Here is a 22,827-nt window from a genome sequence, read left to right as displayed (position 1 = left end):
TAACACACGCTAAATGCGTGTGCTATTCACTTTTTAATGATATAATTCTAATTTTTTAAGTCACCTATTTGGTGATATCTCTTCCAATGACCAAACGTTGAATTTCCGAAGTTCCTTCACCGATTGTACACAATTTAGAATCTCTGTAGAACTTTTCCGCAGGGAAATCTTTTGTATATCCATAGCCTCCGAAGATCTGAACTGCATTATTAGCAATTCTTACGCACGCTTCGGAAGCATAAAGTTTAGCCATTGCGCCTTCTTTAGTCATTTTCTGTTTGGCATTTTTTAATGTAGCCGCTCTTTGGATCAACAGTTCTGATGCATCAATTTCAGTTGCCATATCAGCAAGCATAAAGTTGATAGCCTGGAATTCTGAAATTGATTTCCCAAACTGATGTCTTTCTTTAGCATATTTTAAAGCTGCTTTATAGGCTCCTCTTGCTGTTCCTAAGCTTAAAGCCGCGATAGAAATTCTTCCTCCGTCAAGGATTTTCATGGCTTGTTTGAAGCCTTCACCTACTTCTCCCAAACGATGAGAATCCGGAACGCGAACGTTGTCGAAGATTAATTCTGCGGTTTCGGAAGCTCTCATTCCCAGTTTATTTTCTTTTTTCCCGGAAGAAAAGCCCGGCATTCCTTTTTCTAATACAAATGCGGTAGAGTTGTTTTTCGCACCCTTTTCCCCTGTTCTTGTCATCACCACAGCAATATCACCGGAAATAGCATGCGTAATAAAGTTTTTAGCACCGTTGATAACCCATTCATCACCGTCTTTTACGGCAGTCGTAGACATTCCTCCGGAGTCGGAGCCTGTATTATGTTCCGTTAATCCCCACGCACCGATCACTTTTCCTGATGCCAGCTGCGGAAGCCACTTATTTCGCTGCTCTTCATTTCCGAATTCATAAATATGATTGGTACAAAGTGAATTGTGTGCTGCTACGGAAAGTCCGATAGAAGGATCAACCTGGGAGATCTCATCCAGAATGGTAACATACTCGTGATATCCAAGACCGGAACCACCATATTGCTCAGGAATAACAATTCCCATAAACCCCATTTCTCCTAACTCATGAAACAAATCTTTTGGGAAAGTCTGACTTTCATCCCACTCCATAATATTAGGCCTAATATTCTTTTCAGCAAACTCTCTTGCTGTTTCCGCTATCATTTTAATGTTGTCAATAGTCTCTGTATTCATATAGATATATAGTTAGTTCCCAAAGATAACCAAATTGACGGAACGTCCAAAAAAATTATTTTATGCATGGTAAGTTATTCACAAATTTTTAGTTTTCAGTTTTTTATATTCTAATAATTAATCATTTTTTAATAAAAAATCCTGAACTTTAGGCAAATTAATTTACTATTTTAGCCATCCAATTTTTATAGCATGAAAAAAATTCTACTTCCTATAATTCTTATATCATCATATTTTGCAGCCCAGGCACCTGTAGGATATTACGACGGAACATCAGGTTTATCAGGATATGCCTTAAAATCAAAACTCCATGATATTATCTCGGAAAAAAATATAAACTGGCATTATGGAGATTTGCCCGATTTTTATAATCAGACAGACTTGGATAAATATTACGATCACGGTTCTGAAAATACAACCTTACTATTAGATATCTATTCTGAAATCCCAACCGGTCCGGATGCTTATGAATATACTTCCGCGCAGATCATCGGCAGCGCCGGAGCAGAAGGTGCTGGCTGGAACAGGGAACATATGATGCCTCAAAGTACATTTTACAGTAATTACCCGATGTACTCTGATCTATTTTATGTAGTGCCTACCGATGCCAAAATCAATCAGCTTAGAAGTAATTATCCTTACGGAATGGTGGGTTCTACGATATATTATACCTTCACCAATTCATCGAGAATCGGCAATTGTGCTATTCCCGGTGTTGCTTATACAGGACGTGTATATGAGCCAATTGATGAATTTAAAGGTGATGTTGCCAGAAGTCTGCTTTACTTTGCCGTAAGATACCAAGGAAAACTTGACACTTTTAACTTTAACAATAATACCAATCCTGCTTCTGACACTAATCCGTTGGACGGAACAGAAGAACGTGCTTATGACCCTGCTTATATCGCAATGCTTCTTCAGTGGCATCAGCAGGATCCTGTTTCTCAAAGAGAAATCGACAGAAATAATGCGGTATATGCATTACAGAAAAACAGAAATCCCTTTATAGACAATCCTTCATGGGTAAATGCCATTTGGAATCAGACTCCCGATACGGTGGTACCTCAAAGTCCTTCAAATCTTACCGTCACACAGAACAGTGCTTACTTTACTACGGTAAGCTGGTCGCCGAGTGCAAGCACAGACGTTATCGGATATAAGATCTACCAAGACGGAAATTTAGTAGGAGCAACAGGAAATACAACGTTTACCGTAGACCACCTGAGTCCTTCCACAACCTATAACTTTACCGTAAAAGCATACGACAATGGCTATCTGCTTTCTTCCGACAGCAATACGGCTTCTGCAACAACATTAGCTTCAGATATGTATGCTAAAGATCTTTATATTTCCAAATATCTTGAAGGGAGTTCAAACAATAAAGCCTTAGAGATTACCAACAAGACAGGTCATGCCGTAAATTTAAATAACTACAGGCTTTCTATTCAGTTTCCAAGCGGAAGCAATTATTATTTCCCTGCGCCATACGAACTTGAAGGCATCATTCAGAACAATGAAACGTTTGTTATTTTAAATCCGAATGCCAACTTCTCATGTTACACAACCAGTCAGGCAAAATTTGCAACAGCAGCACCGCAGCTTACTTTTTCAGGAAGCCAGTATCTGGAATTACGATATAAAAGTTCAACGGTAGATGCCCTGGGGGTTACTAGTACCAACAATTCTTCAGCGTTAGCCAATGTTTCTTTATACAGAAAAGCCAACATCAGCCAGCCTACTGCTACATTTAACAGCAATGAATGGGATTCTTATCCGAGTGATTATTGCCAGAGCTTAGGAACGCTTTCCACTTCTGATCTTACTTCATCGGTAAGCGCATTCAGAATGTATCCAAATCCTGTCCAGGATCAGATTTTTATAGATGGAAAAACGGAAAATATACAATCTGCACAAATTATAGATTTTTCAGGAAAGCAGGTGTATTCTGAAAAACAACCTTTCAGAAATAAAAAGAGTATTTCTGTTCAGAATCTTGTGCCGGGGTCTTATCTTCTGAAAATTGATGATAAAGTATATCAATTCATTAAAAAATAGGATTTTTAAGTAAAGTTCACCCATTACAAATACAAAACCGGCAGAAGTCTCAGACTTCTGCCGGTTTCTTTTTTCCTTATTATTTCTTTTTAACCTCTGCAAGCTTCATGGCATCTTTGATGAGCTTACCCGGGCGAAAGATTGTTTTCAGAGTGGTGATGCATGAGGCATTTACTTCTGCTTCGGTCTCTTTTCCAATACTGGAGCCTCCGGCTTGCAGTGTGAAATACTCACCAACGTACACTATTTTGCCATCGGCAACATCATCGGCTATTTTGGAAAATGTACTTTCCAGCACGGCTAAGATATCAGCTTTGGAAACCGTAGAAATGGTAGATGCATATTTCGCAAGATCGTCTAAGGTCGTTTGTCCGTTTCCTACAATGTCGGCGTAAAATTTCGGAGGGTCACTAGGAGACATGGGATTCTTTCTTGAAATAACATTAAATGTAATAGGCATTTTTTTTCATTTTAAAAAGTTAAACAATTTGTATTTTGAGTACGAATGTATAAAAAAAACAGATACCACAAAATTATTCCTGACAAAAAATAAGGCTTCGTTTTTTCATACTTATTTGCATAAGCCCGGAAATTTACCTGTATGATTTCGGAAATTTATATGGATAACTTTGTCAATTTATATGGATGATTTTTACAATTTATCCATATAAATTTTGGGGAGAATAAAGCGAACAACTTTTTTTTATTCGGTTAAATCATCCAAAGTAGCCTGAAATAGGCTTATGTGAAGGTTTTTGTAAAGATTGACAGACACTCGAAAAAGCAATAACAGCATTATCATTTTCTTTTTACTCCAAAAAAGAAATTGCGGCTCCGTTTATTTAAAAAAAATGTCTTCTCCTGTCTTGTTTTTTTATTAAAGTCAAAAGCATTTTAAACATTCAAAAAAATTAAACACCCATCTCAAAACAAATAAAAAAATGGGTTACATCATTGAGGCTTTTAAAAAAGATCTTATATCATTTTTTTTAGAAATATTAATCAATTTTACCATACGAGCATATTATATTTCGTGAAAAATGATTAATTTGGTATTCTGTTCTAGCAATCGGCTATTATGAAGTAATAAAGAAGCAGAATTATGGACACACCAAATTACAGAATGCCTTTCGTTCCGTCTACCTTAATGACGGAGGGAGGAAGTATCGACACCTGCGACATGGGAGAAAGTATTGCCCATAATATTATGCTGTTGATTACTACCAAGAAAGGCGAAAACAGATATGATGAAAATTACGGAAACGACGTTTGGAATCTGGAATTTGATAACGGAATTACCAGCGCTGTCTGGGAAAATGTTTTCATCAAAAGCCTCAAAAGGCAGATACTGGAATACGAACCCAGGATCATTCATCCACAGATCGATGCCCATATTCAGATTGTGGAGCATACTTACGATACAAAAGAACATACCGAAATCAAAAAGAAAGTAAAAATTGCCATCAATGCCAAAATGGAGGCGACAGGAGAGCGTTTCAGCTTTTCGACAGAGTTATTCCTGAGCCCGATGTCAATTGATTAATTCCATAAACTGCAACCAGAATCTATGAATTTAGACCAGAATATTTATTCCAAAGAATCGGTAAAAGCGAGAATGCTTCAGAATGCCACCAAAGTATGGGGGCTGAAAAGCCCGCAGTCACTCGATCCTTTTGTGAAACTGCTGATTGATGCTTTCAGTACTGAAGTTTTCAAAGCCAACAACGAAATACAGACCGTTAATGCCAGAATCCTGGAAAAGCTTGCGAAATTATTAACGCCGTCTATTTATACACACCCGGTGCCGGCACACGCCATCGCATTTACGCAACCTTCCGATTCATCTGAAATTCTTTTGGAGCATACTGAATTTTTCTTCAGAAAGCACATTACTTCAACGATAAAATCTGAATCGGATAAGCAGATTAACATCCCTTTTACTCCTGTCGGAAACGTGAGGATCAATAAAGTACAGACATCCGTAATGTTTGTAGGAAATACCTGCTATAGTATTGATGAACGTCTGAATAAGATTCCGGTCGCCAGATTTCAAGGGAGGCCAGAAGATTACAGAAAAGTCACAATAGGCATTGATATCAGTAAATATTCTCAGGAAACATTTCCTAAATATTTAAGCATTTACTGCTCCAATCCGGCATTCGAGCATCTTGATTTTACGTATAAATTATTACCGTACATTACGGTTACAAGCAACGGAAATCCTCTTTTTGTAAAGGAAGGATTAACCTATTATCAAAATACACAGGCTGACGGTTATGAACAGATATTTCATGAGCAATCAATCCATAATAAAATTATACAAGATGTTAAAAGCATCTACAGGCATAAATTCATTGAAGTAAGCGGAATTTCAAGCTCATTATTTTCCGAGCCGGGCAAGCTTCCTGATAATCTGAGTTTTGTTGATTATAAAGAAGAAATTTTAAAACATATTGACGGTAAACGTTATTTGTGGCTGACATTGGAGTTTCCGCCGCAGTTTTCCGCTGAAATCCTGGATAACTTTTCATTTGTATTGAATGCTTTCCCGATCTATAACCGCGGCTGGAAAAAAACAGAATACAGTCTGGATATTATGGGAAATAATATCCCGCTGGTTACCGATGAAGGTGAACATTTTTTATATGTAGATGAAGTTCAGGACGGAGACGGCAGGCGATATACCGAGATCCCTTTTACCCCAAATGATGATCTTAAGAAAGGATTATATACCGTAAGAAAAGGCGGAATGGAACGCTTCACCAACAGAAATGCCGTTGATATGATTGCCAATGTCCTTGAACTGACACGCGATGAAATTGCGGCTTTCTCCTTACTGAACAGGGATAATGTAAAAGGTATGCTGAGCGAAATGTCTGATAAAATGAAGTCTATGGTTCAGAAAGTGAACAATGCGAGAAGAACCGTTAAGCAGGAACTTAACTATGTCATCATGGAACCGGTAGACAAAACAGATCACACCTACGCATCTTTTTGGATCACACATTGTACTTTGGCCAATCATTTGCGTCCGGGAACAGAGTTATCCAATCAGTTGAAATCGCAGGTTTTGGTACTGCTTTCGGAAACCATCGGCGGTGCGGAAGAGCAGAAGGGGACAGACAGTATTCAGGCTTATAAATATGCTTTAACGACAAGAGATAAAATTATCTCTCTGGAAGATGTTAAAAATTACTGCCGGATGATGCTGAAAGATGAACTGAAAGAAGTGCGGGTGAAGCGCGGAACGATGATTAGCAATAAACCAAAAGAAGGCTTTATCAGAACAGTTGAGGTGGAAATTATCCCTAATAATTACTCGTTCTACGGAAGGCTCTATTGGGAAAATATGGCTAATATTCTTCGCAACCAGATTATTTTAAAGGCAATCGACGGTATAGAATACCTGGTAAAAGTAACGAATGAGGATACCGATTTTGCCTGATAAAAACAATACATACATATCAACTTAATATAATATGAAAAAAATGATGATGATTGCACTTGCTTTATCGGTGAGTGTAACGGTAGTAAGCTGCAAAAAAGGTCTTGACAAAATTGAAAATGCAGTGGCACAGGCTGGGGAAGACCAATCTCAGGCTATTATTGATTTTAATAATAATTTCCTGGAATCTTACAAAAGCTCTTCGAGACATGTGGAGAATATCATAGATTATGCTGAATCAGCAGTCAAAAAATCAAAAGGTGAAACGGTCTACAGTATGCCTATGGTTATTAATACAATGGATTATTCTTTAAGTAAAATCAAAGGAGTGCCTTCCGGTTTCGACAGTGAGCAGAAAATTATTGAAGCGGAACTGAATACCTATAAGGTGAAGCGCGAAAACATCGATAAAAAATACGATGAACTAAAATCTTACATCACTTCCGAAGATTACAAAGACGATCAGGGCGCTAAAGCCTTGGCTTTGCAGAAAGATATTGAAGCCGAAGCAAAAGCATTTTTTACGGCAGGTGAAAATATTGTAACTAAAATAAAACCTGCTACCGAAGCCGCAGAAGAAGTAATTCTGAAAGATCATCCGTTGAGAGATTATATTATCTCATCAAAATCGGTGATGAATGATCTTGATGCTGTAATGGATGTTCTCGATAAACAATACGCACAAGGTTTCAATGAAGCAGAAGCACAGAAAAAATACAACGAACTTGAAAAAGCGGTGGATGTAAATGCAAAAAAAGAATTTGACGTAAAAGGACAGCAATATGCTTACAAGAAAAGCCTGTTTGAAAACTTCAACAAGAGGGCTACAGAATTTCTTGATAAATACAGAAAGCTGATACGCGATTCAAAGTCCTCTAATAAGATTCCGGATAGCAATATTCAGGAGATCAGCTCATCTTATGATTCTGTGTTGAATTCTTATAATTCTTTCGTACAGTAAATTTGTTTATCTTTAAAATAAATCAATGCCGGTGAAATTTTCATCGGTATTTTTTTTGTAATATAAATGGTCTGAATGTAAATCAAATAAGAATTGCGGCAGATAATCTAACATTTTTTAAGACAGGAAATTCCATAAAAATTCCGTAATTTTGCACATCGTGATTTTCATGTAAAATCATCCCAAATTATGAGTGAATCAACAGAATATATTGAAGTTTACGGAGCCCGTGAACACAATCTTAAAAACATCAATGTCAAAATTCCGCGCAACGAACTGGTGGTAATCACCGGACTCTCGGGAAGCGGTAAATCATCACTTGCTTTTGATACTATTTTTGCTGAAGGCCAGCGACGCTATATCGAAACATTTTCTGCGTATGCCAGACAGTTTTTGGGGGGATTGGAACGTCCCGATGTCGATAAAATTGAAGGTTTATCGCCGGTAATTGCGATTGAACAGAAGACAACCAACAAAAATCCCCGCTCAACTGTAGGAACAGTTACAGAACTGTATGATTTTCTGCGTCTTCTTTTTGCAAGAGTATCAGATGCATATTCTCAGACTACCGGAAAAAAGCTGGTAAGCTATACGGAAGAACAAATTCTTGACACCATTAAAGAAAATTATAAAGGAAAAAAAATCATGCTGATGGCACCTGTTGTCCGTTCAAGAAAAGGTCATTATCATGAACTTTTTGTACAGATGGCAAAGAAAGGATACGGACAGGCAAGGATTGACGGAGAATTGCAGGATATTGAATATGACCTGAAGCTTGACCGCTACAAAACCCACGATATCGATATTGTTATCGACCGCTGGATTATCGGGGAAAGTGCTTCCGAATCGAGAATGGAAAAATCATTGCGTACAGCCTTGGAAATGGGAGAGGGTTTAATAGGAATACAGCAGCTGGGAAGTACAGATATTGAATATTTTTCTAAAAACTTAATGGATGCCGAAACCGGTCATTCACTCGCTTTACCGGAACCCAATACCTTTTCTTTTAACTCTCCGAAAGGAAGCTGCCCAAACTGTAAAGGATTGGGAACCATCAAAAAAATCAACACCGATTATTTCGTAGAAAATCCGGCGCTTTCTATTAATCAGGGAGGTTTATTGCCGTTGGAAGATCTTAAATCTAACAAATGGATTATAGCCCAGATCAAAAGCATTCTTGAAATTTTCGGATTGGGACTGGCGACACCAATTGAAGCTATTCCTGAGGAAGCATTAGATTATATTTACAATGGCTGCAGTAAAGAATTCAATAAAGATTTAAAATATGCCGGAATCAGCAAGAAAGTTAAAATTAATTTTGACGGACTGATTTCTTTAATGGACGAAATTATCAACGAGAGAGAATCTTATGAAGCCATCGTTCTTGAAAGACACTTCACCACAGAAGAAAATTGTCCGGTCTGTAAAGGCACCCGGCTTCAGCCTTCAAGCCTGAGTTTTAAAATCGATGGTAAGAATATTGCTGAGGTAAATGCATTAAGTCTGATTGATTTAAAAGACTGGCTGGCAGATGTTAAAGATAAATTTTCCGAGAAAAAAGCCATCATTGCGCATGAAATTTTAAAGGAGATTGAAACAAGGCTACAATTCCTTCTTGATGTCGGGCTGGATTATTTAAGCCTGAGCAGAAGCTCGAAAACACTTTCCGGTGGTGAGTCTCAAAGAATTCGTCTGGCAACACAGATTGGTTCTCAATTGGTCAACGTTCTGTATATTCTGGATGAGCCAAGTATCGGGCTGCATCAGAGAGACAACGAAAGATTGATTCATTCCCTAAAAAATCTTCGCGATATAGGAAATTCAGTTCTCGTAGTGGAGCATGATAAAGACATGATTCTGGAGGCTGATGAGGTTTTAGATATCGGTCCGAGAGCCGGAAAATTCGGGGGAGAAATCCTTTGGCAGGGAAAACCTAAAGATCTTTTGAAAGCAAATACCATTACCGCTCAATATATCAACGGAAAAAGGAAGATCGAAATTCCTGATGAGAGACGAAAAGGGAACGGCAAGAATATTGTTTTAAAGGGTGCTACAGGAAACAATCTTAAAAACGTAACACTTAATATTCCTTTGGGAAAACTGGTTGTCGTTACAGGGATTTCAGGAAGCGGAAAATCTTCGCTAATCAACGGAACATTGTATCCTATTCTTAACAAACATTTTTACAGAGCCGTTCAGGAACCTTTGCCTTACAAAAAAATTGAAGGACTTGAAAACATCGATAAAATCGTAGATGTAGACCAGACACCGATCGGAAGAACACCACGATCCAATCCTGCAACATATACGGGAATGTTTACAGACATCCGGAATCTTTTCGCAGAGCTTCCGGAAAGTAAGATTCGTGGTTATAAACCGGGAAGATTTTCGTTCAACGTAAAAGGCGGAAGATGCGAAACCTGTCAGGGAGGAGGTCTGAAGGTAATTGAGATGAATTTCCTGCCGGATGTTTATGTTCATTGTGAAACCTGCAACGGAAAACGATTTAACAGAGAAACACTCGAAGTCCGCTACAAAGGAAAATCGATTTCCGATGTATTGGATATGACGATTGATGAGGCGGTAGAATTTTTCCAGCCAATTCCAAAAATTTATGCTAAAGTGAAAACTCTGCAAGATGTAGGTTTAGGATATATCACTCTGGGACAGCAATCGACCACGCTTTCGGGAGGAGAAGCCCAACGTATAAAATTAGCTACAGAATTAGCCAAAAAGCAAACCGGAAACACTTTATATATTCTTGATGAACCGACAACAGGACTTCATTTTGAAGATGTAAAAATCTTAATGGATGCTATCAACCGATTGGTAGAATTAGGAAACTCTTTCATCATTATTGAACATAATATGGATGTGATAAAACTAGCCGATCATATCATTGATGTCGGTCCGGAAGGTGGAAAACACGGAGGACAGATCATTGCGCAGGGAACTCCGGAGGAAATTGTGAAATCTAAAAAGAGTCTTACAGGAAAGTTTTTGAAGAAAGAACTATAGAGAGATAAAGACTGTTTAAATTAAAACAAATTATAGATCATAAAAAAAGCTTCGGTCATTATTTTATTGACCGAAGCTTTTTATTTTAATGATGTCTCACTCCTTTTTGATGATAGCTGATGTTCTGATTTACATTGTCATTGTCATAATTCTTTGGAATTGTATCAGCCTGTTCATTGAAGGTGTGATTTCCTGAACTTTTCTGTTCTTTAGGAGGTGTTTCAAAATGGATTTCCTTTCCGTTTTTATAAAGTTTATTTTCAAACGTTCTATAAATCTGATTTTCCTGATAGGTATTTCCATCTGGTGCTGTATATGTTTTCAGCTTTCCGTTCCTTTTTCTTTTCATTCCCCAGGCAACAATTGATCCTGCTCCGATAATCGCTAAAGCGACTTTTATTTTATTATTCATAATATAATATTTAAATTGGTTTAAAGATATTTTACTTAAAATTAAGATTGGCTGCTTTCCCTTGTAGTGCTGTAGATTTAGCTTTAGAAAATCATTAATCATGTTATAGCAATGAATATTCCAAGCTAAAAATCTTTTATATTTTTAACAGAAATTCATACGATTCTTTCACTTACTTATAATGACAATACATCTATAAACTAATATTTTGTTAATTTTTTTATTGCGGCGGCAAGAAAGTTGCTAAATTTAAAAGACCAAATGACTACTATATGAATGTACAAGTACCCAAGAAATCTCTAAACAAACTAAAAGAAGATCACGACAACCATTTTCTGAATGATGTTCTTAACGGCCTTCGAAGTACTCCCAAACACTTGTCTTCCAAATATTTTTACGATAAAAGAGGAGATGAGTTATTTCAGAAAATAATGGCGATGCCGGAATATTACCTGACGAGATGCGAACTTGAGATCTTTAAAAATAAAACAGCTGACATTGCAGAATGCATAAGGGCAGATCAGGAACCTTTCGATCTCATCGAACTTGGTGCCGGTGACGCGATGAAATCTACTTATCTTTTAAAATACCTCAATGAAAAGGGAGCTGATTTCACCTATATGCCTATTGATATCTCAGGAAATATTCTTTCTGTTCTCGAAAAAAATTTAAAAAAGAAACTCCCTGCAATAGATATTTTACCCCTAGAAGGAGAATATTTTCAAATGCTGGAAAAAGCAATGAAATTATCGTCTAAAAGAAAGGTTATCTTGTTTTTAGGTGGAAATATAGGGAATATGAATAAGGAAGAAGCAACAAACTTTTGTACGGAACTTCATCAGCTTTTGAATCCTGAAGATATTGTTCTGATAGGATTTGATCTTAAAAAAAATCCTTACACTGTTCTGAATGCGTACAGCGACCTGGCAGGAATTACCGCAGAATTCAACCTCAATCTTTTATCAAGAATTAACCGCGAGCTGGAAGCTAATTTTGTTATTAGTCAATTTCAGCATTATGAATCGTACGATCCAATTACCGGCTCATGCAAAAGCTTTTTGATAAGTCTTGCAGATCAGGAAGTAAAAATCGCAGGAGAAGTCATGACATTTGCTGAAAATGAAGCTATCGATATGGAAGTTTCTCAGAAATTTTCAAAATCTGAAATAGAAAATCTCGCTGAAAAATCAGGATTCACAATAACCGGAGAAATCAGTGATTCCAAAGACTGGTTTGTAGACAGCATTTGGAAGGTTAACAAATAAAAAAAATAAAAATGGAATCCCAAACAATTATACATCCTCTTGTTAAACGATTTCAGGAAATCAGAAAACACTCTGAAGAAATCTGCAAACCCCTAGAGATTGAAGACTATGTTGTCCAGCCCATTGTAGATGTTAGTCCTCCCAAATGGCATTTAGGACATACGACATGGTTTTTTGAAACATTCATTTTAATCCCCAACTTTCCTTCTTACGAAGTATTTGATCCGCAATATAATTTTGTTTTTAACAGTTATTATGAAACCATCGGAGCAAGAGTTATCCGCACAGACCGTGGAAACCTAAGCAGACCTTCTGTTTCGGATATTTATCGATACAGGAATTATGTAGATGAAAAAATGAAGTTATTCCTTGAAAGTGATTTTATGAATGATTCAATCGCAACACTTCTTGAATTAGGGCTTAATCATGAGCAGCAGCATCAGGAATTACTCATTAGTGATATTAAATATATTCTCGGACACAATCCGCTTTTTCCTGTTTATAAGGACAATATTGAATTACAAGAAAAAACATCTGGTTCAAACAAAATGTTACGATTTTCCGAAGGTATCTACGAAATTGGTTTTGAAGGTTCCGGATTTTGTTTTGATAACGAATTGGCGAGGCATAAAGTTTACCTTAATGATTTTGAAATTTCAGAATGTCTTGTGACAAACAAAGAATATCTTGAATTCATGGAAGCAGGAGGTTATGAAGATTTCAGATACTGGCATGCAGACGGCTGGAACTGGGTGAATGAAAATAATGTGAAATCTCCTTTATACTGGCACAACATCGATGGTAAATGGATGTATTACACGCTGAGCGGTTTAAAAGAAGTGAATCCTAATGAAGAGCTTTGTCATATCAGCTTTTATGAAGCCTCGGCATATGCTTCATGGAAAGATATGCGGCTTCCGACCGAGGAGGAATGGGAAGTAGCTTCTCCTCATTTTCAATGGGGAAAACGTTGGGAATGGACGAATAGTGCTTATCTCCCATATCCCGGTTTTAAAAAAGAACCCGGCGCTGTTGGCGAATATAATGGGAAATTTATGGTCAATCAGATGGTGCTGCGAGGAGCATCCACTGCAACACCAAACGGACACAGCAGAAATACATACCGTAATTTTTTCCAGCCAGCTTTGAAATGGCAGTTTACAGGAATACGATTGGCTAAATAAGTGTACCAATGTAACAGTTTACAAATAATCATTGTTAAATTTTCACATTGGTACATCATTATATTATTAAAACTTGTTTAAACTAATTTCAGAATTAACGGCAAAAGTTGCAAAAGATAATCACAATGAAATGATTGTATATTTAAAGTTTTCAAAAGAATAAAAATCGAAGATTTTTTTAAGCTATTGTAACCTTTTTCATTTGTAACTATCAACTTCAAATAAAAGTTTAGCTCCCCTTTTGCAACTTTTGCGGTTATATAAAAGTTTAAACAGCTATTACATTAATTCCTTCACTGCATTAATCATTTCCCTTTTTCCCGGTGGTCCCTGTTTCTTTTCTACCTTAAAATTCAGTTCCTGAAGAATTCTTCTTACACTTCCTTTTGATGAATAGGTTGTTAACAATCCATTAACCGCCATTTTGTCAGCAACCAACTCGAACAGTGGTTTTTCCCAAAGATCAGGTTGTACTCTTGCTCCAAAGCAGTCATAATACACAAGGTGTATTGGTGGTAAGTCAATGCTTTTCAGATCAAAAAAGTCGCATTGAATCTTTTTTAAATTAAAACCATTAATAATTTCCGTTTGTTTCTCCCAGTCTGCCCGATGAATTTTTTGATAAATATTTTTAAATTCCGGGTTATCAAAAAGCTCAAAATATGCCAAATCGTTAATTTCTGATTCATTTATCGGATATTTTTCAAGGGTAAAATAATTGATGACATGATTTTTGTCAGTTTTTAAATATTCATTAATTGTCACCAAAACATTCAAACCTGTTCCAAAACCGAGTTCTAAAATATTAATTTCGTAATTATTTATTAAATTTAATCCGTTTTTGATAAACACGTGTTCTGCTTCTTGAAGTGCTCCGTGATGAGAATGATAGTTTTCGTTTAATTCATTGATAAACAATGTTTTACTTCCGTCGTTTGTAGTTTTAATTTCTCTTTTCAAGCTATTTTTTTACAAATTTACTCTAAAATTTTTATATTTAGAAAATTATGTTAAATTTGTAGAACATCATAAAAAATTTTAGAAATGATAATTCAAAAAACTGAAAACTCCCGAATTTCTGCATTCGACCCAAACAATTTTTCATTCGGAAATACTTTTATCGATCATATGATTATCTGTGAGTATGACAATGGAAAGTGGGGCGATGTAAAATTGGTTCCTTACGGTCCTTTAATGTTTACTCCTGCGATGATGGGTGTAAACTACGGACAAGCTTGTTTTGAAGGTATGAAAGCCTATAAAGACAAAGACGGACAGGTTTTCCTTTTCAGGCCTGAAAAGAATTTTGAACGTATCAATAAGTCGGCAAAGCGCCTTGCAATGCCTCAGGTAACGGAAGAAATGTTTTTAGACGGACTGAAAGCATTGGTAGACATTGACAGAGACTGGATTCCTCAGGGTGAAGGAATGTCTCTGTACATCAGACCATTGATTTTTGCTACCGAAGAAGCTTTAAAAGCAAGAGTATCTAACAAATATATGTTTGCGATCGTGGCAACACCCGCAAAAAGTTACTATACAGAGCCTGTGTCAGTGAAAATTTCAGATCATTATTCAAGAGCGGCAAACGGTGGAGTAGGTTTTGCGAAAGCAGCTGGAAACTATGCGGCTTCTTTTTATCCTACCCAATTGGCGATCGAAGAAGGCTATGAGCAAATCATTTGGACAGATGACGCTACTCACGAATATTTTGAAGAAAGCGGAACGATGAATGTATTTGTAAGAATCAACGATACCATCTATACACCGCCGACATCAGAAAAAATTCTTGACGGAGTTACCAGAGACAGCTTTATTCAGTTGGCTAAAAAGAGAGGAATTGAGGTGAAAATAGAACCTATCAAAGTAAAAGACGTTATTGAAGCTCAGAAAAACGGAAGCCTGAAAGAGGTTTGGGGAGTAGGTACAGCTGTTGTAACGACTGTTTTCCAGGCTTTAGGGTACAACGGTGAAAAACTTCAATTGCCAAGACTTTCTGAAGAAGAAAGCTATGCAGAATCGCTTAAGAGAGATCTTGTTAATATCCAGAGCAATTTGTCTGAAGATCCGTTCGGATGGAGAGTTCAGGTAGATCATGTGTTGGAAACAGCTTAATCTTTAAACTTAAGATATTTGAAGCCGGAAATTTTTCCGGCTTTTTGTTTTTATCAGCTTTAAATATTTCGCCGTATTTATTATGCTGGAAGTATGGCGATACAGTTTTGTTAAAATTCAAATTAGCTCCCGCAGAAATTGAGTGGCACTTCTCATAGCCCTGATTGCAGCGATTGTCTGAGCTCATTTTATTTAGTTTCGGCTGTGGCGGCGAAGCCGCCACAGCCGAAACTAAATAAAATAGCGAGTGCGGAAAGCCGGATAAAGCTTCAAAAAATTAAGAAAGCAAAATATAAAATAAAAGTTTTATCAAGATTTTCAATTGTTATATTTGAGAATAAAGTGAAATGATGAAATTTTAATCCATTAAGTTCGTCAAGTTTTGTTAATGATTCCTGAAATGTGTATTTTCGCAAAAGTTTATGAAAAAAATACTCTTCATATCAATAATCGGTCTATTCAGCTGCAGCAAGAATACGCAGACTCATCCGCCTGTGGGTGGAGTTCTAAGCAAAAATGATCTTGATGTTTCCAGACAACGGATGAAAAATCTTAATGCTCAGGAAAGATATCACATTCAGGAATGGATCAACACTCAGCCTGTAAAATTTTATCCTACACAGCTTAATTACTGGACGAATATTCAGGGGTTTGACCAAAGACAAAGAAGGCAGGATGATACCTTTATTTCCTATTCATATGATCTTTATGATTTTGATCAGACTAAAATCTATGACCAGCCGATCGAGAGAAGAGATGCCAGATTCGGACACTTTGATGAGCTGAAAGCGGTAGAGGATGCTTTGCGTTTTATCCATGATGGTGAGGAAGTCACGCTTTTGGTTCCTTCAGCGCTTGCCTACGGTACGTATGGAGACGAAAAGAAAATAGACAACGATATCCCGTTAATCATAAAATTAAAAGCATTATAATCAATGAAATTGTTTAACAAGAATATAATTCTGGCAGCGGCAAGCATTTCGCTCATGAGTTGTACACCAATTTATAAAAAAATGAACGTAGACAAAGAAACTTACGAAGGTCTTAATGATGGACTTTATGCAAATCTTCAGACGACGAAAGGAAATATGATCGTGAAGTTTGAAGACAAAAAAGCACCTGTAACTGTAGCTAATTTTATTGGTCTTGCAGAAGGAAAAATCGACAACAAAGCAAAAGCGAAAGGAGTTCCTTATTATGACGGAACTATTTTCCACAGAGTAATCAAAGATTTCATGATCCAGGGAGGTGATCCTCAGGGAACAGGAATGGGAGATCCGGGATATAAATTCGAGGACGAAAGAAACGATCTTAAGCATACAGGAAAAGGAATCCTTTCTATGGCGAATTCTGGACCGAATACCAATGGCTCTCAGTTTTTTATCACAGAAGTAGCTACCCCTTGGTTAGATGGAAGACATACCATCTTCGGAAAAGTAGTAAAAGGAGAAGATGTAATCGATGCGATTGCCAATGTAGAAAAAGGTCCTCAGGATAAACCTAAAACAGATATCGTATTAGAGAAAGTTTCTGTTTTCAGCAAAGGTGACGAATATAAAAATTACGATGCAGCAAAAACTTTTAACGAAGGAAAAGCAAAAATCGCTGAGAATAACAAGGCTTATTTAGCAAAAGAAGAAGCTGAGAAAAAGAAAAAAGAAGAAGAGTTCAAAGCCAATCAGGAAAAAATGGTAGAAGATTTAAAGGCCGGAATGCAGAAAACAGAGTCGGGGCTTTACTATAAAATTACCAAAACGACGGATGGAAAAGCTCCTAAATCAGGAGATAACGTTTCTGTTCATTACGCAGGAAAACTAGTTGACGGTACCGAATTCGATTCTTCATTCAAAAGAAATGAGCCGATCGAAATTCCTATCGGAATGGGAAGAGTAATCAAAGGTTGGGATGAAGGAATCCTTTTGTTAAAAGAAGGTGAAACTGCTACTTTATTAATCCCGCCGGCAATGGGCTACGGAGAAAGAGGAGCAGGTGGCGTGATACCGCCAAACGCATGGTTGATTTTCGATGTTGAGCTTGTAAAAGTGAAATAATCAAACCTTATTATAAAGTGAAAGCCGTCCAAAAGGATGGCTTTTTTTATGAACCTGTACAAAAATTGTAACAATCTCCCGGAATCCGGCGACAGATCGGAAAGAATAACGTCACTTGGAGTAGGTTTTGCAAAAATCGTATCGAAAGATTTATTTAAAATAAAAAGTCTCGATACATTTTATCAATTTAATTAAAAAACACTCAAATTGACACTAATAAATTGTAATTAAATTATGAAATCCAGATTATTTATGTTTCTTTTCGTCATGATGTCTTTTTTTGCTGTTGCCCAGACGAAACAGAATTCTGATGATGCGGCCATCAAAAAATCACTAAACTATTTTGCAAATTCGATCATGTCTAAAAAAATCGATCAGGCTGTGAACTGCATTTATCCTAAGTTCTTTACAGTAGTGCCGAAAGATCAGATGACACAGATTCTGAATATGACATATAATAATCCTTTCATGAAGATTGAAATCAATAATATGAAATTTGGGAATATTGAAAAACCGGAACTCATCAACGGAGAATATTTCTCAATTGCCCATTATATTTTTACCATGAAATGCAATATGAGTTCCTTGAATGATGAGATGAAAAAGCAGTTCAGTACAATGCTGACAAAAAGATACGGTCAAAACAACGTAAAATATCTGCCTAAAGAAGGCGCTTACCTTATCAATGCTACTATGAAAGCCTGCGCTGTTTCCAAAGATCGCAAATCATGGAAGTTTGTGATCCTCGAAAAGGAATATAAACCCAATCTTGTAAAAGTGCTTCCGAAAAAGATTTTGGATAAACTTTAGAATTTTTTAATAGTATAGAAAACTGTCCGTTGGGATAGTTTTTTGAAAATCGTTATTTATTTTCAGATTATTATTTACAAATTGTAGTTTAGCTAAGATTGGCTTGTTTTGTAATGAAAATAAAACCCTTTATTTAACCATAAAATAAATCAATGCGAAAAATAATATACTCACTCATTCTATTCTCAACAATTGCATTTGGGCAATCTAAAAAGTTTTTTGAAAAAGGAGAGGTGAAACTCCAACATCCGGTCGAAAAAATTAACCTGAGATTTGAAAACAATCTGCCTTTTGTGAAGGTGAACATCAATGGAAAATTTTATAATTTTCTGTTTGATACCGGAGCACCGACTGTAATTTCTCAAAAAATTTACAACGAACTTAATCTTAAGAAAATATATAAAAAATCCATCAAAGATTCCGATGAAAAGGTACAGCAGCAGATCTTTACCGAACTTCCGGAAATGAAGGTAGATGATTTGATTTTTAAAAATGTAGGCGCTATTGTCCTGGATCTCAATTTAGCAGAACTGGGTTGCTTACAAGTCGACGGTATTATCGGAGCCAATCAGATGGCAAAACTCTTCTGGAAGATCAACTATTCTGAAAATTCACTTGTAGCTTCCAATGATCTTAATCTTCTTAATGTGGATGATTATGAAACCGTTATTCCTTTCACTGCTCAGCTACAGAAAACACCAAAGATCAATATGTCACTTTTGAACAAAAACTTGAGCCTGACTTTTGACACGGGTTTTTCCGGAAGAATGGAAGTATCTTCTGATGAAGTAAATCCTGAATCTTTTAAGACCTTTATAAAAACCTTTGGGACACGTACCACTGGGGCTTTCGGCACAGCACAGCCTGCATCAGGATATATTTTCCGCGCCGATTCCGTAAAGTTAGGAAATAGGATATTTCAGAACGAAAGAATGAGTACCGGAAAAACAGATCTCATAGGCAATGAATTTTTTAAGGACTTTATTTTTGTACTCGATTGGAAAAACAGCAGGATTTATATGAAAAGGATCGCTACAAGTCCATCTTCTCTCGAATCTTTCGGTTTCAGTTACCGCTTTATCAATGGAAACGGAATGGTAACTTTTGTTTTTGGAGAAGAAAATTTTCCACTCAAAATAGGGGATGCCATCGTTAGTATTAATAACGAACATCTTGAGAATCTCGACAGAGATACTGCCTGCCATTACTTCATCAATCGCATGGAAAAAGATCAGAAAACCATTACAGTAAAAGTGAAAAGAAACGGTAAAATTCTTGACATTACATTGAATAAAAAAGAGTATCTCAAACAAAACGCCTGAATTTTTTTTGCCTGTTTAATTTAAAGATTGCAATAAGCGAAATCTCTCATAACCATATTTTATTTTAAAGCACCTTACAAATTATTTTTACACTAAATATTTTATTGAAAAAGCATTATAAAAATTTGCTTAACCGTTTAACTTTATGATTTTTAAACAGATATAAGTATTTTAAATAGATTCATCAGAATAATTCATTATATTTAATACTCTATTACCAAAAAAATATTAAACTATGGATCTATTTGTGTTAGTCCCAATTTTCGGTGTTATTGCTTTACTGTACACTTTTTTTCAAAGTAACTGGGTAAGTAAACAAAATGCCGGAAATGAAAAAATGAAAATAATCAGCGGTCATATCGCTGACGGTGCGATGGCTTTTTTAAAAGCAGAGTACAAGATTTTAACCTACTTTGTGGTTATTGTTGCCATTCTTTTGGCAGTGATGGGTTCCAGTAATGCAAATTCTCACTGGAGTATAGGCCTTGCCTTTGTTGTGGGAGCCGTGTTTTCAGCACTGGCTGGATTTATCGGAATGAAAATTGCGACAAAAGCCAACGTCAGAACAGCAGAAGCAGCGAGAACTTCACTTTCAAAAGCTTTAAAAGTTTCCTTCACGGGCGGTTCGGTCATGGGAATGGGAGTTGCAGGTCTGGCAGTTCTGGGATTAGGAACTCTGTTTTTAGTTATAAAACAGATCTTTGCCCCGGATGCTCATGTCGACTCTGAAGAAATGGAAAGAACAATTGAGATCCTTACCGGTTTTTCCCTGGGCGCAGAATCTATCGCTTTATTTGCGAGAGTAGGTGGTGGTATTTATACGAAAGCAGCAGACGTAGGTGCCGACCTTGTAGGGAAAGTAGAAGCGGGAATTCCCGAAGATGATCCACGAAATCCGGCTACCATTGCAGATAACGTTGGTGATAACGTTGGAGACGTTGCAGGAATGGGCGCCGACCTTTTTGGTTCGTACGTAGCAACGGTTTTAGCAACAATGGTCTTAGGCAGGGAAACTGTTTCAGAAGATGCCTTCGGAGGCTTTGCACCAATTCTTCTGCCGATGCTTATCGCAGGTACCGGAATTATATTTTCCATCATTGGGACTTTATTTGTAAGAATAAATGACAACGAAGATTCATCCACCTCTAATGTTCAGAATGCATTAAATCTCGGAAACTGGGGAAGTATTGTGATTACAGCTGTATCTTCTTATTTTTTGGTGAATTACCTCTTACCTGAAACAATGGTTTTACGTGGGCATGAATTTTCTAAAATGGGTGTTTTCGGAGCGATAATGGTAGGACTTGTTGTAGGAACTTTGATGAGTATTATCACTGAATATTATACGGCAATGGGAAAAAGACCTGTTTCCAGTATTGTGAGACAGTCTTCTACAGGCCATGCAACTAACATCATCGGTGGACTCTCGGTAGGAATGGAATCAACCTTGCTTCCTATTATCGTTTTAGCAGGAGGAATCTATGGCTCATACCTCTGCGCCGGACTTTACGGTGTTGCTATTGCAGCAGCAGGTATGATGGCAACCACTGCCATGCAGCTTGCCATCGATGCATTCGGTCCGATTGCTGATAATGCAGGCGGAATTGCTGAAATGAGCGAATTACCTAAAGAAGTTCGAGAAAAAACTGATATTCTGGATGCGGTAGGAAATACAACAGCAGCTACCGGAAAAGGATTTGCCATTGCTTCTGCAGCTTTAACCGCTCTTGCTCTTTTCGCAGCGTTTGTCGGAATTGCAGGCATTGACGGAATTGATATTTACAGAGCTGATGTATTAGCAGGACTCTTTGTAGGTGGAATGATTCCTTTCATATTTTCTTCGCTGGCAATCACAGCTGTCGGACAGGCTGCTATGGCCATGGTGGAAGAAGTAAGAAGGCAATTCCGTGAAATTCCAGGGATTCTTGAAGGAAAAGCCCAGCCTGAATATGAAAAATGTGTGGCTATTTCTACTGATGCTTCCATCAGAAAGATGATGCTTCCGGGTGCGATTGCTATTGTTTCCCCTTTATTGATCGGTTTTATTTTCGGCCCGGAAGTACTAGGCGGATTCCTTGCCGGCGCCACAGTAAGTGGCGTTTTAATGGGAATGTTTCAGAATAATGCCGGAGGTGCCTGGGACAATGCAAAAAAATCTTTTGAAAAGGGAGTGAATATCAACGGGCAGACTTATTATAAAGGTTCAGAACCTCATAAAGCATCTGTGACAGGGGATACGGTAGGAGATCCTTTCAAAGATACTTCCGGACCTTCGATGAATATTTTGATTAAACTGATGTCCATCGTTTCATTGGTTATCGCACCGACATTAGCTGTTATGCATAAAGATAAAATTGAAGCTAACCGAAAAGCTAAAATTGAAAGTTTGACAGGAATTAAAAATACAGATTCCGTTTCGGGAAGTACCTCAATGGTTTCTGTTCCTGAAATAAAAGGTTACCTGAATGAAAACGGAGATTTTGTATATGATACGGGAACTTTAAAAGAAATACAGCTGAAAGATGGAAAGAAAATTTCTATTGGTGAAAACAGTCAGTTGTACAATATGTATGAAATGGTTAAAGACAAAGATCAGACAGTTTTGAATCCTGACACATGGTTTACTCTGGAAAATCTTTATTTTGAAACCGGATCTGGCGAATTGAGAACCGGTGCCGAAGCACAGCTTTTAAACCTGGTAGAAATCCTTAATGCTTATCCGGAAATGAAAATAAAACTCGGAGGTTACACAGACAATACAGGTAATGAAGAAAGTAATCAGAAACTTTCTAATCTGAGGGCGCAAACTGCAAAATTAAAATTATTGGAACTGGGAATTGCCGGTGACAGGATAGAAACTGAAGGTTATGGCGCTCAACATCCAGTGTGTGAAGATAATGATACTGACGAATGTAAGGCTAAAAACAGAAGAATTGATGTAAGAGTTTTAAGCCTTTAACAGAGTTCTCTTGAATGATAATACTA

The 22,827-nt window shown here is 37.0% G+C and carries 17 protein-coding genes; 13 read left to right on the top strand and 4 right to left on the bottom strand.

All coding sequences use genetic code 11. The features are described from left to right. Positions 1-64: 64 nt before the first annotated feature. A complete protein-coding gene (locus BLR30_RS05075) occupies positions 65-1,204 on the bottom strand; it encodes an acyl-CoA dehydrogenase family protein (protein WP_089855710.1) in 1,140 nt (379 codons plus the stop codon). A gap of 192 nt (positions 1,205-1,396) precedes the next feature. On the opposite strand from BLR30_RS05075, the gene BLR30_RS05070 reads away from it, so the two are divergent. After that, complete coding sequence (locus BLR30_RS05070; RefSeq protein WP_089855707.1) at positions 1,397-3,259, top strand: endonuclease; 1,863 nt, start codon at positions 1,397-1,399, stop codon at positions 3,257-3,259. A gap of 79 nt (positions 3,260-3,338) precedes the next feature. Here the strand turns inward: BLR30_RS05070 and BLR30_RS05065 are convergent, their stop codons facing one another. Next, entirely contained in the window at positions 3,339-3,719 is a 381-nt protein-coding gene (locus BLR30_RS05065) for an HU family DNA-binding protein (protein ID WP_089855705.1), read from the bottom strand. A gap of 642 nt (positions 3,720-4,361) precedes the next feature. Between BLR30_RS05065 and BLR30_RS05060 the strand changes: the two genes are divergently transcribed. The 4 genes from BLR30_RS05060 to uvrA all read left to right on the top strand — a co-directional run bounded on the left by BLR30_RS05060 (position 4,362) and on the right by uvrA (position 10,683). After that, entirely contained in the window at positions 4,362-4,802 is a 441-nt protein-coding gene (locus BLR30_RS05060) for a GPW/gp25 family protein (protein ID WP_089855702.1), read from the top strand. Positions 4,803-4,826: 24 nt separating this feature from the next. Further along, positions 4,827-6,704, top strand: coding sequence for a type VI secretion system baseplate subunit TssF (locus tag BLR30_RS05055; RefSeq protein WP_089855699.1), 1,878 nt, complete (start codon positions 4,827-4,829; stop codon positions 6,702-6,704). 34 nt (positions 6,705-6,738) lie between these two features. Beyond that, entirely contained in the window at positions 6,739-7,665 is a 927-nt protein-coding gene (locus BLR30_RS05050; RefSeq protein ID WP_089855696.1) for a DUF3829 domain-containing protein, read from the top strand. Between the two features lie 189 nt (positions 7,666-7,854). Beyond that, positions 7,855-10,683 carry an excinuclease ABC subunit UvrA gene (uvrA, locus tag BLR30_RS05045; RefSeq protein ID WP_089855693.1) on the top strand — a complete coding sequence of 943 codons (2,829 nt, stop codon included), beginning with the start codon at positions 7,855-7,857 and terminating at the stop codon, positions 10,681-10,683. 85 nt (positions 10,684-10,768) lie between these two features. Here uvrA and BLR30_RS05040 read toward each other — a convergent pair whose 3' ends face one another. Next, positions 10,769-11,095 (bottom strand): hypothetical protein, encoded by a 327-nt coding sequence (locus BLR30_RS05040; protein WP_139164590.1) that lies wholly within the window; start codon positions 11,093-11,095, stop codon positions 10,769-10,771. 272 nt (positions 11,096-11,367) lie between these two features. On the opposite strand from BLR30_RS05040, the gene egtD reads away from it, so the two are divergent. Further along, a complete protein-coding gene (gene egtD, locus BLR30_RS05035; RefSeq protein ID WP_089855687.1) occupies positions 11,368-12,360 on the top strand; it encodes an L-histidine N(alpha)-methyltransferase in 993 nt (330 codons plus the stop codon). An 11-nt stretch (positions 12,361-12,371) separates the two neighbouring features. Further along, a complete protein-coding gene (gene egtB / locus BLR30_RS05030) occupies positions 12,372-13,544 on the top strand; it encodes an ergothioneine biosynthesis protein EgtB (protein ID WP_089855684.1) in 1,173 nt (390 codons plus the stop codon). A 279-nt stretch (positions 13,545-13,823) separates the two neighbouring features. On the opposite strand, the gene mnmD is transcribed toward egtB, so the two are convergent. Beyond that, positions 13,824-14,504, bottom strand: a complete 681-nt coding sequence (gene mnmD, locus BLR30_RS05025) for a tRNA (5-methylaminomethyl-2-thiouridine)(34)-methyltransferase MnmC2 (RefSeq protein ID WP_089855681.1) — start codon at positions 14,502-14,504, stop codon at positions 13,824-13,826. 84 nt (positions 14,505-14,588) lie between these two features. Here mnmD and BLR30_RS05020 point away from each other — a divergent pair, with 84 nt between their 5' ends. The 6 genes from BLR30_RS05020 (at position 14,589) to BLR30_RS04990 (ending at position 22,801) form a co-directional block, all read left to right on the top strand. After that, the gene (locus BLR30_RS05020; protein ID WP_089855678.1) at positions 14,589-15,659 is read left to right on the top strand and encodes a branched-chain amino acid aminotransferase; all 1,071 of its coding nucleotides are present in this window, start codon (positions 14,589-14,591) and stop codon (positions 15,657-15,659) included. A 422-nt stretch (positions 15,660-16,081) separates the two neighbouring features. After that, a complete protein-coding gene (locus tag BLR30_RS05010; protein WP_089855672.1) occupies positions 16,082-16,591 on the top strand; it encodes an FKBP-type peptidyl-prolyl cis-trans isomerase in 510 nt (169 codons plus the stop codon). Between the two features lie 81 nt (positions 16,592-16,672). Next, positions 16,673-17,710, top strand: a complete 1,038-nt coding sequence (locus BLR30_RS05005) for a peptidylprolyl isomerase (protein ID WP_228400722.1) — start codon at positions 16,673-16,675, stop codon at positions 17,708-17,710. 234 nt (positions 17,711-17,944) lie between these two features. Then, positions 17,945-18,520, top strand: a complete 576-nt coding sequence (locus BLR30_RS05000; RefSeq protein ID WP_089855669.1) for a hypothetical protein — start codon at positions 17,945-17,947, stop codon at positions 18,518-18,520. 152 nt (positions 18,521-18,672) lie between these two features. Next, positions 18,673-19,842, top strand: a complete 1,170-nt coding sequence (locus BLR30_RS04995) for an aspartyl protease family protein (protein ID WP_089855665.1) — start codon at positions 18,673-18,675, stop codon at positions 19,840-19,842. Between the two features lie 235 nt (positions 19,843-20,077). Continuing rightward, the gene (locus BLR30_RS04990) at positions 20,078-22,801 is read left to right on the top strand and encodes a sodium-translocating pyrophosphatase (protein WP_089855662.1); all 2,724 of its coding nucleotides are present in this window, start codon (positions 20,078-20,080) and stop codon (positions 22,799-22,801) included. Positions 22,802-22,827 lie beyond the last annotated feature (26 nt).

Source organism: Chryseobacterium taeanense (assembly GCF_900099685.1).
Taxonomy (GTDB): domain Bacteria; phylum Bacteroidota; class Bacteroidia; order Flavobacteriales; family Weeksellaceae; genus Chryseobacterium; species Chryseobacterium taeanense.
This window is presented reverse-complemented; position numbering and strand designations above follow the sequence as displayed.

What these genes read in the sequence shown, in the direction of transcription:
- BLR30_RS05070 (WP_089855707.1), top strand. Translation starts at nt 1,397, where the DNA reads ATGAAAAAAATTCTACTTCCTATAATTCTTATATCATCATATTTTGCA.
- BLR30_RS05065 (WP_089855705.1), bottom strand. Translation starts at nt 3,719, where the DNA reads ATGCCTATTACATTTAATGTTATTTCAAGAAAGAATCCCATGTCTCCT.
- BLR30_RS04995 (WP_089855665.1), top strand. Translation starts at nt 18,673, where the DNA reads ATGCGAAAAATAATATACTCACTCATTCTATTCTCAACAATTGCATTT.
- BLR30_RS05060 (WP_089855702.1), top strand. Translation starts at nt 4,362, where the DNA reads ATGGACACACCAAATTACAGAATGCCTTTCGTTCCGTCTACCTTAATG.
- BLR30_RS05005 (WP_228400722.1), top strand. Translation starts at nt 16,673, where the DNA reads ATGAACGTAGACAAAGAAACTTACGAAGGTCTTAATGATGGACTTTAT.
- BLR30_RS05055 (WP_089855699.1), top strand. Translation starts at nt 4,827, where the DNA reads ATGAATTTAGACCAGAATATTTATTCCAAAGAATCGGTAAAAGCGAGA.
- BLR30_RS05040 (WP_139164590.1), bottom strand. Translation starts at nt 11,095, where the DNA reads ATGAATAATAAAATAAAAGTCGCTTTAGCGATTATCGGAGCAGGATCA.
- BLR30_RS05010 (WP_089855672.1), top strand. Translation starts at nt 16,082, where the DNA reads ATGAAAAAAATACTCTTCATATCAATAATCGGTCTATTCAGCTGCAGC.
- BLR30_RS05050 (WP_089855696.1), top strand. Translation starts at nt 6,739, where the DNA reads ATGAAAAAAATGATGATGATTGCACTTGCTTTATCGGTGAGTGTAACG.
- BLR30_RS05075 (WP_089855710.1), bottom strand. Translation starts at nt 1,204, where the DNA reads ATGAATACAGAGACTATTGACAACATTAAAATGATAGCGGAAACAGCA.
- BLR30_RS04990 (WP_089855662.1), top strand. Translation starts at nt 20,078, where the DNA reads ATGGATCTATTTGTGTTAGTCCCAATTTTCGGTGTTATTGCTTTACTG.
- egtB (WP_089855684.1), top strand. Translation starts at nt 12,372, where the DNA reads ATGGAATCCCAAACAATTATACATCCTCTTGTTAAACGATTTCAGGAA.
- egtD (WP_089855687.1), top strand. Translation starts at nt 11,368, where the DNA reads ATGAATGTACAAGTACCCAAGAAATCTCTAAACAAACTAAAAGAAGAT.
- uvrA (WP_089855693.1), top strand. Translation starts at nt 7,855, where the DNA reads ATGAGTGAATCAACAGAATATATTGAAGTTTACGGAGCCCGTGAACAC.
- BLR30_RS05020 (WP_089855678.1), top strand. Translation starts at nt 14,589, where the DNA reads ATGATAATTCAAAAAACTGAAAACTCCCGAATTTCTGCATTCGACCCA.
- BLR30_RS05000 (WP_089855669.1), top strand. Translation starts at nt 17,945, where the DNA reads ATGAAATCCAGATTATTTATGTTTCTTTTCGTCATGATGTCTTTTTTT.